This is a genomic window from Microbacterium hydrothermale, assembly GCF_004854025.1.
Taxonomy (GTDB): Bacteria; Actinomycetota; Actinomycetes; order Actinomycetales; family Microbacteriaceae; genus Microbacterium; species Microbacterium hydrothermale.
Genome location: NZ_STGM01000004.1, coordinates 255,024 through 268,287 on the forward strand (window position 1 = coordinate 255,024; position 13,264 = coordinate 268,287).

The window sequence follows — 13,264 nt, forward strand, 5'->3', positions numbered from 1 at the left end:
GGGCCGGCGCCCGCCGCGCGGGTCAGACGGTTCGGGATGCCGCGGCGGCGAGGTCGAGCTCGCCCTCCGCGATGCGGCGCACCACGTCGATCAGCAGGCGACGCTCGACGGGCTTGATGCGCTCGTGCAGGGTGTGCTCGTCGTCGCCGGGGAGCACGGGGATGCGCTCCTGGGCGAGGATCGGGCCGGTGTCGACGCCGGAATCGACGACGATCACGCTCGCGCCGGTCTGCGCGACGCCCGCGGCGAGAGCGTCGCGCACGCCGTGCGCACCCGGGAATTCGGGGAGGTACGCGGGGTGCGTGTTGATGATGCGCGGTTCCCACGCGGCGACGAGGTCGGCGGGCAGCAGGCGCATCATCCCGCTGAGCACGACGAGGTCGGGGTTCCACACGGCCAGCTGCGCTCCGAGCTCGGCGCCCCACTCCTCGCGCGTCGCGAACGCGCTGAAGGGAACGAGGAAGGTCGGGATGCCGAAGTGCTCGGCGTGCGCGAAGCCCTCGGCCTCGCGATCAGCACCGACCGCGACCACGCGCGCCGGGAAGTCGGGGGCGGAAGCCGCCTCGAGCAGGGCGCGGAGGTTGGAGCCGGTGCCGGAGATGAGGACGGCGACCGTGAGCACGGAGGTCAGTCTACGCAGGTGCGTCCAGCGCCGCCGAGCCGCCGGGCGCAGCGCCGAGCGTGCGGCCTCTCGTGAGCACCCCGCCGTCGACGGGGGCGGACCCGGGTCGCGACGCGCTCAGGACCGCGGGCCGGAGTCGCGCTCGTCGGTCGCCGCCCAGGCCGCGCGGATGCGCGCCTGGACCTCGTCGTCGTCGAGGATCGCACCGTCCGCGGGCGCCACGGCATCCGTGCCCGCTCGACCGCCCGGGAGGGCGACCTCGTCGGGGCCGCGGTAGGCACTCGGCCACACGTCGTGCGCGATCCCCGTGCCCGGGGCCGACACGCTCGGCGCGGGGCCGGTCGCGTGGTCGTCGCGGTCGAACGGGACGTGCGCGCGCGGCGCGAACGAGAAGGAGGGGAGCTCGTCCCCGTGGTCGGCACGCAGGTCGGTGCGCTCCTCCCGGTCGGCGTCGCCCACGCGGGGACTCAGCAGCAGGATCGCCAGACCGACGAGCACCTCGAGACCGAGCGCGAGGGCGAGCGGACCGGGCTGAGGACCCGTGTCGGCGAGGCGACCGGGGCCGATCGCACCGGTCGAGACGACGGCGGCGAGCGCTCCGACGCCACCGGTGAGCACCGCCACCGACGCCGCCACGACGAGGCGGGGCGCGAGCGGTTCGGGGTCGGCCGTCGACGGCATCCGCGACCGCAGCACCCACCCCGTGAGGGCCCCGACTCCCACCGGCAGCAGGATGAGCAGCAGCAGCCACGACGACGTCGAGTCGGGCACCGCCCCGAGCACCGGGATGCCGGGCAGCGCCCCGACCTGCGTCGCGGCGGGCGTGACGGCGGAGTCGGTCCCGAGCGCGAAGCCCGGGCCGGCGGTGAAGGCGAGGGCCCACAGAACGAGGGTCGGCAGGTACATCAGCTGGCCGAGGGCGATGACGGTCGCACCGATCCCGTCGGCGTTGCTGGCCTGGTAGAGCCCGATCACCTGGGTCGAACGGGCGACGAGACCCGCGACCACGACCACCGCGCCCACGGCCACGAGGCCCAGGGTGGTCAGCGCGAGTCCGCGCAGCACGAGTCCCGGTACGGGCGCCCAGGCCCGCGGCATCCGGTCGATCCACCCCCGTACGGCGTCGACGGGACCGTCGTCGCCGACCCGCCACGCGCCGAGCACGGCGCCGATGAACGACGGCACGAGGAATAGCAGCGAGGGGAGCAGGATCGCGAGCCAGGTCTCGGATGCCACGAGAGCGGCGTTCGAGGTGAGGGCGACGATGCTCGACAGCGCCGCGAACACCAGCGAGCCCGACAGCCAGCCGGTCAGCGCGGCCCCCGCCTCTCCGGCGCGCACGCCCGATCGGGCGGCGAACAGGGCGGTGAAGGCGGCGAACGCCAGCGGCGCGAGCGACAGGGTGAAAGTCGCGAGCGCGGGATCGATGCCGGTCGCGGCGAGGTAGGTGTCGGGGAGGGTCACCGTCACGGGGACGAGGTGCCCGAGGTGCCACACGGCGGCCGAGGCCGGCCAGAGCGCCGCCCAGTCGGGATCGCCCACGCCGAAGACCCACAGCAGCGTGAGGGGCGCGAGGACGACCGCGATGCCGCCCGCGGCGGCCAGGACGGCGTCGAGAGCGGCGAGGAGGGCGACAAGAAGGCGATGCATGGGCGTGAGGAACCCTACCCGCGCGGTCCCAGGCCGCCGCTCAGGCGCGGCGGGCGGGGTCGGATCCACACGACCCCGCCTGCATCCGGCCACCGAGGCTCGAGTCCCGGGAGCGCAAACGCGCTCCGCGTCGGACGCCCCGCGCACGCGGCACCCGTCAGGGCGCGGCGGCATCTCGTGGACGCCCGACGGCAGCGTGCGAGCTCCGCGGGACCGGCTTACTCGACCGGCTCCAGCACGAACAGCTCGATGCGGCGGTCGGTCTTCTTCTGGTACTCGTCGTAGTCGGGCCAGACCTCGGTGGCGTAGCCCCACCACTCCTCGCGCTCGGCACCCTCGGCCTGGTGCGCGTCGTACTCCTTCTTCACGTCGCCGTCCTGCAGCGCGACGCGGGGGTTCTTCACGAGGTTGAAGTACCAGGCCGGGTGATCGGGAGCACCGCCCTTGGATGCCACGACCGCATACTTGCCGTCGTGCTCGACGCGCATGAGCGCGGTCTTGCGCAGGCCGCCCGTTTTGGCGCCGACGGTGGTGAGGACGATGATGGGTACGCCCCGCATGTCGGCGGACTCCTTGCCCCCCGTGGCTTCGTACGTCTCCGCCTGCGTGCGGGCCCATTCACTGGTGCTGGGTAGATACTCTCCTGAGAGTGACATAGCTCACACGATACGTCTGCGTCTCCCCCTCCGGTCCAGACCCTCCCCCTCTTTCCTGGAGCCTTCCATGAGCGCTTCCGCTCCCGAGACCACCGCCGTCCCCGCCCCGAAGAACCGCCTCGACAAGTTCTTCGAGATCACCGCGCGCGGCTCGACCGTCAGCGCCGAGGTGCGCGGTGGCGTCGTCACGTTCGTGACGATGGCGTACATCGTCATCCTGAATCCGATCATCCTGTCGGGTACGCCCGACGTCTCGGGGAACGCCCTCGGGTTCCCGCAGGTCGCCGCGGTCACCGCCCTCACCGCGGGCGTGATGACCATGCTGTTCGGCCTGGTGACCCGGATGCCGTTCGCCTTCGCCGCGGGACTGGGCATCAACTCGTTCCTCGCCGTCGGCATCGTGGGCGAGGTCACCTGGCCCGAGGCGATGGGACTGGTCGTCATCAACGGCCTCATCATCGTGCTGCTGGCCGTCACGGGCCTGCGCCGCATGATCTTCGAGGCGGTGCCCCTCGCGCTCAAGACCGCGATCACCGTCGGCATCGGCCTGTTCATCGCCTTCATCGGCTTCGTCGACAGCGGTCTGGTCACCTCGACCGGGCTCAACTCTCCCCCGGTCGGCCTCGGCGTGGGCGGCTCGATCGCGACCATCCCGACGGCCCTGTTCGTGCTGACCCTCGTCATCACCGCGGTCCTGCTCGTACGCAAGGTGAAGGCCGCGCTGCTCATCGGGCTGCTCTCGGGCACCGTGATCGCCGTCATCGTCGAGGCCGTCATGGGCCTCGGCGCCAAGGCGGACGGCAACCCCGGAGGCTGGGGCCTGAGCGTTCCGACGCTGCCCTCGCAGTGGGTGAGCCTCCCCGACCTCTCGCTCGTGGGCCAGGTCGACCTCGCCGGCTCCTTCGGTCGCATCGGCGCCCTCGCGGCCCTCATGCTCGTCTTCACCCTGGTCTTCACGAACTTCTTCGACGCCATGGGCACGATGACCGGACTCTCGCGCGAAGCGGGCCTCGCCGCCCCCGACGGCACGTTCCCGCGCCTGCGCTCCGCACTGGTGATCGAGGGCATCGGCGCCGTGGCGGGAGGCGCGACCTCGTCGTCGTCGAACACCGTGTTCATCGAGTCGGGCTCCGGCATCGGCGAGGGAGCACGCACGGGCCTCGCGAACGTCGTCACCGGCGGTCTCTTCCTGCTCGCGATGTTCTTCACCCCGCTGACGAGCATCGTTCCCACCGAGATCGCCGCCGCCGCCCTCGTCATCGTCGGCGCGCTGATGATGGCCCAGATCCGCCACGTCGACCTCAGTGACATGTCGGTGCTCATCCCCGTGTTCCTCACGGTGACGGTCATGCCCCTGACGTACTCGATCGCCAACGGCATCGGCGCGGGATTCGTCAGCTGGGTGCTCATCCAGGCACTGTCCGGCCGCGCCCGCCGCGTGAGCCCGCTGCTGTGGATCGTCGCCGCCGGCTTCGTGATCTTCTTCGCGCGCGGCCCCGTGGAGGCGCTGCTCGGCTGAACCCGGAGTGTGGAAGGGGGCCCGGATGCCACGGCATCCGGGCCCCCTTTTCGTCGGTGCCACGGCGGCTGCGCGTGCTCCCCCACCGATCGCGGTTTCGGGCAGCGTCCGCTGAGCCGCGCGAGATCACACGTTCGGCGCGACGTCACACGTTCCGACGACGCACGTGCGTGTGACGTCGCGCCGATCGTGTGATCTCGCGCGTGGTAGCACCCGAGCGGCCACCTGGGAACACGAAAGGGGCCCGGATGCCATGGCATCCGGGCCCCGCGGAGAGTGCTGCTTACAGGCTCTCGATGATCTCGCGCATCAGGGCGGCGGTCTCGGACGGCGTCTTGCCGACCTTCACGCCGGCGGCCTCGAGGGCCTCCTTCTTCGCCTGGGCGGTACCGGCGGAGCCGGAGACGATGGCGCCGGCGTGGCCCATGGTCTTGCCCTCGGGAGCGGTGAAGCCGGCGACGTAACCCACGACGGGCTTGGTGACGTTGGCCTTGATGAAGTCGGCGGCGCGCTCTTCGGCGTCTCCACCGATCTCACCGATCATGACGATGGCCTTGGTCTCGGGGTCGGCCTCGAACGCCGCGAGGGCGTCGATGTGCGTGGTGCCGATGACCGGGTCGCCGCCGATGCCGATGGCGGTCGAGAAGCCGAGGTCGCGCAGCTCGAACATCATCTGGTAGGTCAGGGTGCCCGACTTCGACACGAGGCCGATGGGTCCCTTGCCGGTGATGTTCGCGGGAGTGATGCCCACGAGCGCCTCGCCGGGCGTGATGATGCCGGGGCAGTTCGGCCCGATGATGCGGGTCTTCTCGCCCTTCGACTTCGCGTACGCCCACGCCTCGGCGGTGTCGCCGACGGGCACGCCCTCGGTGATCACGACGAGGAGGGGGATCTCGGCGTCGATGGCCTCGACCATCGCATCCTTCGTGAAAGCCGGGGGCACGAACGCGATCGACACGTCGGCGCCGGTCTCGCGCATGGCCTCTTCGACCGACGCGTAGACGGGGAGCTCGACGTCGTTGCCCGACGCGTCCTTGTGCGAGACGGTGGTGCCGGCCTTGCGGGCGTTCACGCCGCCGACGACCTGGGTACCGGCCTTGAGCATGAGGGCGGTGTGCTTGGTGCCCTCGCCGCCGGTGATGCCCTGGACGATGACCTTGGAGTCCTTGTTGAGGTAGATCGACATTTCTCTCTGTCCCTATCCCTTACGCGTTGGCCAGTTCGGCGGCCTTGTCGGCGCCCTCGTCCATACCGGCGGCGAGGGTGACGAGCGGGTGGTTGGCGGCGGCGAGGATCTCGCGACCCTCCTCGACCTGGTTGCCGTCGAGGCGGACGACCAGCGGCTTGGTCGCGGTGTCGCCGAGGATCTCGAGGGCCTTCACGATGCCCTCGGCCACGGCGACGCACGAGGTGATCCCGCCGAAGACGTTGACGAAGACACTCTTGACCTGCTCGTCGCCGAGGATGACGTCGAGACCGGCGGCCATGACGGTCGCCGAGGCGCCGCCACCGATGTCGAGGAAGTTGGCGGGCTTGACGCCACCGTGCTTCTCACCGGCGTAGGCGACGACGTCGAGGGTCGACATGACCAGACCCGCGCCGTTGCCGATGATGCCGACCTGGCCGTCGAGCTTGACGTAGTTGAGGTCGTGCTGCTTGGCCTTGGCCTCGAGGGGGTCGGCGGCATCCTTGTCTTCGAGCTCTTCGTGCTCGGGGTGGCGGAAGCCGGCGTTCTCGTCGAGCGAGACCTTGCCGTCGAGGGCGATGATGTCGCCGTCCTCGCTCTGAATGAGCGGGTTCACCTCGACGAGCGTGGCGTCCTCGCCCTTGTAGACGTTGAAGAGCTTGACGAAGACGTCGGCCACCTTCGGGGCAAGCTCGTCGTCGAACTTCGCGGCCTTCGCGATCTCGAGGGCTTTCTCGGGGGTGATGCCCTCGAGCGGGTCGACCTCGACGCGGGCGAGCGCCTCGGGACGCTCGACAGCGAGCTCCTCGATCTCCATGCCGCCCTCGACGCTCGAGAGCGACAGGTAGGAGCGGTTGGCGCGGTCGAGGAGCACCGAGAAGTAGAACTCCTTGGCGATGCGGGCGCCGGCGGCGACCATGACGCGCTTGACGACGTGACCCTTGATGTCGAGGCCGAGGATGGCCTGCGCCGCCTCGAACGCCTCGTCGGGGTTCTTCGCGACCTTCACACCGCCGGCCTTGCCGCGGCCTCCGGTCTTGACCTGAGCCTTGACGACGACGACACCGCCGAGCTTCTCAGCGGCCGCCTTCGCCTCCTCAGGGGTGTCGGCGATGATGCCGGCGAGCACCGGCACCTCGTACTTTTCGAACAGATCACGTGCCTGGTACTCGTAGAGATCCACGGACAATCCTTCGCTGGGCGATCGGTGGTGGGAGGAGGCGAAAGTCTCTTGATATCAAGAGATCTGCGCCAATCGTCCACCCTACCGGACGGGGGTGAAACCGCCCGACCCTTGTCCCTTCGATGGGAGGGATGCCAGGCGCTGACGAGTCAGGTGCACGATATGTACCGAGTCGGACGCGCGCCCCGTTCCTTCCATCGACGGTACGAAGCGGACCGCTCACCCGATGAGAGCGGCCGAGATCCGGCGATCAGACGTCGGGCAGCCGACGTCCGGCAGCCGCATGCTCCGACAAGGTGCTCCGACCGAACCATGCGCCCGCGACGCCACCGGCGAGGCGGAGGACACCGAAGGTCCCGCTCATGTCCATGAGCAGGGGGAGGTTGTTCTGAAAGTCGGGCAGCGCGAAAGGAAATCGCGTGCCGGGTTCCGCCTCTGAGACGTGCGACAAAGGCAGGAGGGGAGGCGCTAGCGTCGCGCCGAGCTCTCTTGCGATGGCCTGCGTGATCGCGAGCCACGCCGCGATGCTGTACCGCGATGACGGTTCCCACCACGGTAGACAGCGCCGCGAAAGCACCGGCACTGTGCAGGAAGGTGACGACGAAGCTCGACAACGCCGCAAAGGCCAGGCTCGACAGGGCGACATATCCGAGCGTCTCCCCCGCCTCGCTCACGGTCATCATCGAGTCGCCCTGCGTGAAGAGGTAGACCTGCCCGACGACCAGGATGACCAGGGTCATGGCGAGCGAGATGAGAAAAATCGACAGAAGGTACCCCAGGATGAGCTCGACGCGGCGGATGGGCGACACCAGGCGGTCGCCGAAGCGTCCGCTCGCTCGGTCGTCGACGAAGACCGCCAGGGCGGCCAATGCCGTCGTCAGGGTCGTGATCATGGTGATCCCTGCGAACACCCACGCATTCACGAACCCGCGGATGTCCCCGGTCTCCGCGTTCGGAAAGCGCTCCGTCAGATTGTCGACCTGCAGATTCCCGAGGAAGAGCGCATACAGCGCGATGAGGATCAGCGCGGACAGGAGGGAGAAGAACACCCCGGCCCGGTCGCGGAAGAACAGGCGCAGATTGCGGCCCATGAGGATCGAGACCGTTCTCATGCCGCCCGCCCTCCGGTCACGTTCAGGAAGACGTCGTCCATCGTTCCGTGGCGGAACTCGAAGTCGGTGACCTGGGGTGCCTGAATGAGCTCCCTCGCCTGCTCCACCCGGTCGACGGGCACACGCACGACGTCGCCGCTGGGCTCGCCGACGACGCCCCGTGCGTCGCACTCGGCGAGGAAGGACGAGACGTCGGGCGTACGTACGGTCAGTACGCTGCGGCTGAAGGAAGACCGGAGCTGCGCCGGAGTTCCCTCGGCCACGATCTCACCGCGGGCGATGATGCACACCTGATCGGCCCGCTCGGTCTCCTCCATGTAGTGGGTCGTCAGGAAAACGGTCGTCCAATGGTCAGCGCGGAGCTGGCCGATCGCCGACCAGATCTGCTCGCGCGACTGGGGGTCGAGGCCCGCGGTGGGCTCGTCGAGGAAGATCACGCTCGGACGGTGGAGGATCGCGCGCGCGATGTCGGCTCGGCGCTTCTGACCGCCGGAGAGCACACCGTAACGACGGTCCAGGAAGTCTCCCAGGGCGACCACCTCCGCGAGCTCGCCGATCCTCGCCGAGGCCTCGCGCCGGCGCATCCGGTAGAAGCCGGCTCGGACGGCCAGGTTCTCCCGGACGGTCAGCAGAGGGTCGAGGAGCGGGTTCTGGAAGACGGCGCCGATGACGTCGCGCACGCCGTTCGGGTCGTCCATCACATCGCAGCCGTGCACACGGATCGTTCCCGACGTCGAGTTCAGGATCGTCGTGATGCAGCCGATGGTCGTGCTCTTGCCCGCACCGTTGGCGCCGAGGAACGCGAAGAGCGACCCGCCGGGACCTCGAAGGACAGGTCTCGGACGGCCTCGAACGCACCGAAGGTCTTTCGCAGATGGCGAACCTCGACGCTCATGACCACCATCTCCGCGGTCTGATCGTGGGTCCAACGATCTGCACGCGCGTCCGCCGACCTCGCGCATGTTTATCGCGGAGCGCGGAATGGAAGTGCGTCATGTCCGCATGCTATTGACCGCTCTCACACCGCCCGGGCAGTCGATCTCCCGTACTCGCGCTCCGCACGGTGGCGTCCGAACCAGCTTCACCCGTAGGTTGCGAATGGCGTCTCTTCACGTCACCTGATGCGCGGACTCTCCCCTTCAGATCCACCCCCGCTCCCGCGCATGGATCGTCGCCTGCTGCCGACTCGCGAGCCCCAGCTTGCCGAGCACCGACGACACATGGTTGCGCACCGTCCCCGCCGACAGATGCAGCGCAGACGCGATCTCTGCCACCGTCTGCCCCCGAGCCCCCGCGCGCAGCACGTCGAGCTCCCGGTCGGTCAGGGGGCTGCGCTCGTCGCTGAGCGCGTCGGCGGCGATCTCGGGATCGACGTACCGGCGGCCCGCCGCCACCTCGCGGATCACCGCGGCCACGTCGTCCGCGGGTCGGGACTTGGGCAGGAAGCCGTCGACCCCCGCACCGAGCGCGCGTCGCAGCACGCCGGGTCGCGCGTGCCGCGTGACGATCACGCACCGCGACGGCACGCGGCGGAGGATGCGCGCGGCCGTGTCGACGCCGTCGAGGCCGGGCATCTCGAGGTCGAGCAGGCACACGTCAGGGCGCAGGCGTTCGGCCTCGGCGAGCGCGCTCTCGCCGTCGCGGCACTCGGCGACGACCTCGAGGTCGTCCTCGAGGCGGAGCAGGGCGGCGAGGGCCGTGCGGATCATGTCCTCGTCGTCGGCGATGAGCACGCGGATCATGCGAGGTCCCCCTCGGGCACGCGGACGGTCAGGCGGAAACGGTCGTCGAGGCGGGTGGCATCCATCGTTCCTCCGACCGCTCCCACGCGGTCGGCGATGCCGGACAGCCCCGCCCCGTCGCCCACGGGCGAGGCCGCGCCGCGGGCGTCGTTCTCGACGACGAGCACCCACGCCCCCTCGTGTCGGGCGAGGGAGAGGGATGCTGAGACCCCGCCGCCGTGCTTGAGCACGTTCGTGGTGGACTCGCGCACGACCGGTCCGAGTACGTCGGCCGGGGCGCGGTCGGCGGCGGTGTCGACGAGCAGGTCGACCGTGAGGCCGGCGGCGCGCAGGAGGTCGGCGGCGTTGGCGAGTTCGTCGGGGAGGGGCACTCCGCGGAATCGCGCGGCGAGGTCGCGGGTGCCGCGGCGGGCGTCGTCGACGCTGGCCCGGGCGGCGCGCACCTGTTCGATCGCCGCGTCGGGGTCGCGCGGCATCATCTTCTCGGCCAGCTCGAGCTGCAGCGCGATGACCTGCAGGTGGTGGCCCTGCAGGTCGTGCAGATCGCCGGCGAGACGAAGGCGCTCCTGGGCGGCGGCGAGGCGCCCCTCGGCGCGACGGGCGCGGTCGAGTTCGCGGACGATGTCCCACCACCACAGCGACGTGGCCGTCAACGCGGGGAGCAGGGCCACGAAGAACGGCAGCGAGAAGACCGCGATGTATCCCTCCGGGTTCACACGGGTCGCCTCGACGAACCACACCACGACGATGACCGCGATCGACAGCACCGCGAGTCGCAGGCGCACCCCGCCGTGCCACCGCACGAGGCACAGCGTCTGCGCCGCGAACCCCACGCCGAGCAGCACCGATCCGGCCGAGACCCCCATCGCGACCGCCGCGACGATCCCGAGCACGACGAGCGGCCACCTGCGCCGGCGCCCGGCGTCGTCGGCGTCGTCGAGCGGCTCGCGACGGTAGCGCACAAGGAGGAGGACAGCGGATGCCGTCGACCCGGCGACCCCGAGCAGGTTCACCGCGAGCGCGGCCGGGGTGCCGCCGACGAACACCGCGAGCGTCCAGATGAGGGCCGCGAAGACGTGCAGGAAGAGGATCGACGAGGCGGTGTACCACCACGTCACGCGTACGTCGCGGGCGTAGGCGGCCGGGGGTGTGCTCACCCCGGCCACTGTACGGCCGTGACATTCGTCACGGGTGGGGCTCTCCTCCGGGCCGCGGATCCCGCTCGCGCCGCGCCCCACCCCTGACGGATGTCACCCCGGATCGTGACACCCCGACACTGCCGCGAACGGCGCCAACGGGCTGCGATGGGAGCATGTCCTCCCCCACGATTCCGCGACCGCCGCTCTGGCGTCGCCCGATCGCCGTGATCCGAGAGAACCGTCGCGCCTGGGCGGTCGTCACCGCCGCGACCTACGGTCTGCTCGCGCTCGGGTTCGTCATCGGCCTGCTGTTCCCCGCCCTCCCGGCTGCCCGCGCGGCCGCTCTCGACAGCGACGGGACCGGCGATCTCGTCACCGCGGTCGCCTCCTCCGCACCCCTGTTCGCGCTCGTGATCCTCTCCGTGAACGTGCTGCGCCTGAGCCTGGCGACGATCGTCGTCCCCTCGCTCGTCATCCCCTTCGCCGGTCTCGTCTTCTTCGGGTACTGGCTCGTCGAGACCGGGATCACGCTCGTGCCGTCCACCCCGGTCGCCTGGGTCGCGATGATCCCGCACAGTCTCACCGTGGTGATCGAGTTGCAGGCCTACGCGCTGCTGGCGCTCGGTGCCCTTCTGCTCGGACGCGATTGGCTCCGCCCGGCGCGCGTGGGCGCCCCGACCCGTCGCGCGGGGTATCGCAACGGCGTGCGCAGGCTCGGCCTCCTCGCCCTGCCCGCCCTGGCTCTGCTGGTGGTCGGCGCCCTGTGGGAGGCGTACTCCCTGCGCTACCTCGTCTTCCCGCTCAGCGAGATGCTCCTGTGAACGCGCCCGGTCATTCGCGCCGACCCCGGTCCCTGCGCGCCCGGTGGGCTGAGCGGCGGGCGCGCCGCGGGGACGGGCGTCCCCTCCCGCCCTTCCGGTGGTGGCAGGTGCTGACCCGCTCGCAGCTCTCCCTACGGATTCCGGATGCCGACGGCACCGCGCGCATATACACGGTCGACGTGCGGCACCTCGGCGACACGGAGGACGGCGAGGTGCGCGCCCGGCTGTTCCGCGACGGCGCCCTCTCGTCCGTCTCGCGTCTGCCCGCGCGCTTCGCGGTGCCCGGTGGGCACATCGAGGTCGCGACAGGGACGTTCGGCCTCAAGCGGTGCGACTTCGTCTCCGACACCGGTGAGCGGCGACAGCTCTCGCCGCACCCGCGGTCCGCGGAGGGACGACGCGCCGCTCTCGACCGCGCGCATCCGCGGGCGAGCCGGGCTCTCGGCATCCTGTCTCTGCTCGTCGTCGTGGCCGGGGTGTGCCTCACCGTCCCGCAGCTGATCGAGACACTCTCCCGCATCCCGCCGATCGCCGACACGCTCGGCACCTTCACCGCGCCGCTGCACCTCACGCCCGCCGCGAATGCGGGCGTCACCGTCGTGGTCGCGCTCGCGAGCGTGGAACGCGCACTACGACTGCGATCGTCGTGGCTCGACGACCTGGCCGGTTAGGCCCAGAAGCCGTGGTGCGGCGCGGCCGCGTCGTCTTCGAGGTGCGGACCCGACACCGCGATCACCCGCCCGCCGTGCGCGAACACCTCGCGCGAGGGCAGATCGAGCACGGCGCCGTCGTCCTCTCCGCCCGCGCTGGCGATGAGCCCCGTGCCCGAGAGGGCGTAGACGACGCGGCCGATCCCCGCCCAGAAGATCGCCCCGCAGCACATCGCGCACGGCTCGCACGAGGTGAACAGGGTGGATGCCGCGAAGTCGGCGGCATCCACCTGCTGCCACGCGCGCCGCACGAGGACGGTCTCGGCGTGGGCGGTCACGTCGCGATCGGTCAGCACCGTGTTCTCCGCTTCGATCACCCGGCCGTCGGCGGTGACCAGCAGGGCTCCGAAGGGGTGGTTGCCGTGGGCGCGCGCCGACGCCGACAGCTCGATCGCACGGCGGAGGTGGGCGAGGTCTGCGGTGTCGAGCGTGTCATCCATGGTGTCGATGATCGCGGATGCCGCCACCGACCGGGAAGGTGATCATCGCCCGCGCACGGCGGTGACGGGACGGAGCGCGCCGTCAGCTCGTCGTGCCCGAGTCGTCGGTCGTGCCGTCGGTGCCTCCGCCGGTGGAACCGTCGGTGCTCCCGCTGCCGCCCGGGCCGCCCTCGCCCCTCTGCGGAGGCGTGCCGCCGCCGACGTCGGGGCGGTCGCCGCCCATCTGCGGAGGGGTTCCTCCGCCGACGTCGGGCATCGTGCCCGAGGTCGCCGTGGCGGCGGCCGATGCGTTCCCGATCGCGAAGCCCGCGCCTCCGCCGACGAGCAGGCCGACGACGAGGGCTCCCGCGCCGATCCCGGCGACGAGACGGCGGGTGAAGGGCGGTCGGCGCGTCACCGGCGTGGTCTTCGCGTCGGCGGGTGGGGTGGACGGAACGGGGTCGATGGTGGTCATGCCGCCGAGTGTGGAACGCGCACCCTCACC

At 70.9% G+C, this 13,264-nt stretch carries 14 protein-coding genes; 3 read left to right on the top strand and 11 right to left on the bottom strand.

Annotation, left to right across the window (positions count from 1 at the left end):
- Positions 1-22: 22 nt before the first annotated feature.
- From purN to FB047_RS10370, 3 genes are all read right to left on the bottom strand, one after another.
- The gene (gene purN, locus FB047_RS10360) at positions 23-622 is read right to left on the bottom strand and encodes a phosphoribosylglycinamide formyltransferase (RefSeq protein ID WP_136587112.1); all 600 of its coding nucleotides are present in this window, start codon (positions 620-622) and stop codon (positions 23-25) included.
- Positions 623-739: 117 nt separating this feature from the next.
- Positions 740-2,272, bottom strand: a complete 1,533-nt coding sequence (locus FB047_RS10365) for a cell division protein PerM (protein ID WP_136587113.1) — start codon at positions 2,270-2,272, stop codon at positions 740-742.
- Between the two features lie 218 nt (positions 2,273-2,490).
- Complete coding sequence (locus FB047_RS10370; RefSeq protein WP_136587114.1) at positions 2,491-2,928, bottom strand: nitroreductase family deazaflavin-dependent oxidoreductase; 438 nt, start codon at positions 2,926-2,928, stop codon at positions 2,491-2,493.
- A 67-nt stretch (positions 2,929-2,995) separates the two neighbouring features.
- Here FB047_RS10370 and FB047_RS10375 point away from each other — a divergent pair, with 67 nt between their 5' ends.
- Positions 2,996-4,447: an NCS2 family permease gene (locus tag FB047_RS10375; protein WP_136587115.1), complete on the top strand. Its 1,452-nt coding sequence runs from the start codon at positions 2,996-2,998 to the stop codon at positions 4,445-4,447.
- A 283-nt stretch (positions 4,448-4,730) separates the two neighbouring features.
- Here the strand turns inward: FB047_RS10375 and sucD are convergent, their stop codons facing one another.
- The 6 genes from sucD to FB047_RS10405 form a co-directional block, all read right to left on the bottom strand.
- Positions 4,731-5,633: a succinate--CoA ligase subunit alpha gene (gene sucD / locus FB047_RS10380; RefSeq protein ID WP_136587116.1), complete on the bottom strand. Its 903-nt coding sequence runs from the start codon at positions 5,631-5,633 to the stop codon at positions 4,731-4,733.
- A 19-nt stretch (positions 5,634-5,652) separates the two neighbouring features.
- Positions 5,653-6,816 carry an ADP-forming succinate--CoA ligase subunit beta gene (gene sucC / locus FB047_RS10385; RefSeq protein WP_076674037.1) on the bottom strand — a complete coding sequence of 388 codons (1,164 nt, stop codon included), beginning with the start codon at positions 6,814-6,816 and terminating at the stop codon, positions 5,653-5,655.
- A 149-nt stretch (positions 6,817-6,965) separates the two neighbouring features.
- A complete protein-coding gene (locus tag FB047_RS10390; RefSeq protein WP_136587117.1) occupies positions 6,966-7,928 on the bottom strand; it encodes an ABC transporter permease in 963 nt (320 codons plus the stop codon).
- Positions 7,925-8,890: an ABC transporter ATP-binding protein gene (locus tag FB047_RS10395; protein ID WP_240752728.1), complete on the bottom strand. Its 966-nt coding sequence runs from the start codon at positions 8,888-8,890 to the stop codon at positions 7,925-7,927. Before FB047_RS10395 ends, FB047_RS10390 begins: the two co-directional genes overlap by 4 nt.
- A gap of 177 nt (positions 8,891-9,067) precedes the next feature.
- Positions 9,068-9,670 carry a response regulator transcription factor gene (locus FB047_RS10400; protein ID WP_108317300.1) on the bottom strand — a complete coding sequence of 201 codons (603 nt, stop codon included), beginning with the start codon at positions 9,668-9,670 and terminating at the stop codon, positions 9,068-9,070.
- Complete coding sequence (locus FB047_RS10405) at positions 9,667-10,827, bottom strand: sensor histidine kinase (protein ID WP_240752730.1); 1,161 nt, start codon at positions 10,825-10,827, stop codon at positions 9,667-9,669. Before FB047_RS10405 ends, FB047_RS10400 begins: the two co-directional genes overlap by 4 nt.
- Positions 10,828-10,982: 155 nt before the next feature.
- Here FB047_RS10405 and FB047_RS10410 point away from each other — a divergent pair, with 155 nt between their 5' ends.
- Positions 10,983-11,630, top strand: coding sequence for a stage II sporulation protein M (locus tag FB047_RS10410; protein WP_136587119.1), 648 nt, complete (start codon positions 10,983-10,985; stop codon positions 11,628-11,630).
- A 107-nt stretch (positions 11,631-11,737) separates the two neighbouring features.
- Positions 11,738-12,301 carry a hypothetical protein gene (locus tag FB047_RS10415; RefSeq protein ID WP_240752733.1) on the top strand — a complete coding sequence of 188 codons (564 nt, stop codon included), beginning with the start codon at positions 11,738-11,740 and terminating at the stop codon, positions 12,299-12,301.
- Here the strand turns inward: FB047_RS10415 and FB047_RS10420 are convergent.
- Positions 12,298-12,780, bottom strand: a complete 483-nt coding sequence (locus FB047_RS10420; protein ID WP_136587120.1) for a nucleoside deaminase — start codon at positions 12,778-12,780, stop codon at positions 12,298-12,300. The genes FB047_RS10415 and FB047_RS10420 overlap by 4 nt on opposite strands.
- A gap of 82 nt (positions 12,781-12,862) precedes the next feature.
- Positions 12,863-13,234 (bottom strand): hypothetical protein, encoded by a 372-nt coding sequence (locus FB047_RS10425; RefSeq protein ID WP_136587121.1) that lies wholly within the window; start codon positions 13,232-13,234, stop codon positions 12,863-12,865.
- Positions 13,235-13,264 lie beyond the last annotated feature (30 nt).